Raw genomic sequence first — 593 nt, 5'->3', positions numbered from 1 at the left:
GAAATCAGAAACATTGACTTATTGATAAGCTGGGGACTTAGCTTAGTTGGTAGAGCGCCTGCTTTGCACGCAGGAGGTCAGGAGTTCGACTCTCCTAGTCTCCACCACGTACTTTTTAAGTACGGGATAAGCTAAAGATTACAGAATTTAGTAAATAGGTTAAATCGTAAAGATTTAATGATTTATTAAATTCTGTGATTTATCACAGTGAACTACTCGCTGACGAGGCGGTAGGAAATCATTAACAGATTGGCAAAATTGAGTCTGAAATAAATTGTTCAACTCATTTAATTCAAGATTGACAGTAATGCTTCGGTGTTACGGTTTAATTACGAATTGAAATGAGAACTAGCAAATTAACTGAATCAAGCGTTTTGGTATATGAATCTAATTGAAGCTGTACAGTGCTTAAGTGCACAAGACATCAAACTGTGAATTAAATAAATATTTTATATTTATTTAATTGTCTTAATCCTACTTGTAGGGGTTAACGACTGTTTGGGGTTGTATAGTCAAGTAATTAAGTGCATGTGGTGGATGCCTTGGCAGTCAGAGGCGAAGAAAGACGTGATAGCCTGCGAAAAGCTCCGGGG

General features: G+C 37.1%; 1 tRNA gene and 1 rRNA gene. Both read left to right on the top strand.

The annotated features are described in order from the left end of the window. Window positions 1-31: 31 nt before the first annotated feature. Window positions 32-107: transfer RNA gene (locus HYG89_RS15940), tRNA-Ala, on the top strand. A 403-nt stretch (window positions 108-510) separates the two neighbouring features. Beyond that, window positions 511-593: ribosomal RNA gene (locus tag HYG89_RS15935) — 23S ribosomal RNA — on the top strand; the annotation flags it as partial.

Origin of the sequence: Acinetobacter sp. SwsAc5 (assembly GCF_013391485.1) — a bacterium.
Classification (GTDB): domain Bacteria; phylum Pseudomonadota; class Gammaproteobacteria; order Pseudomonadales; family Moraxellaceae; genus Acinetobacter; species Acinetobacter towneri.
Note: the sequence above shows the minus strand (reverse complement) of the source record. Positions and strands in the feature narration are given on the sequence as shown.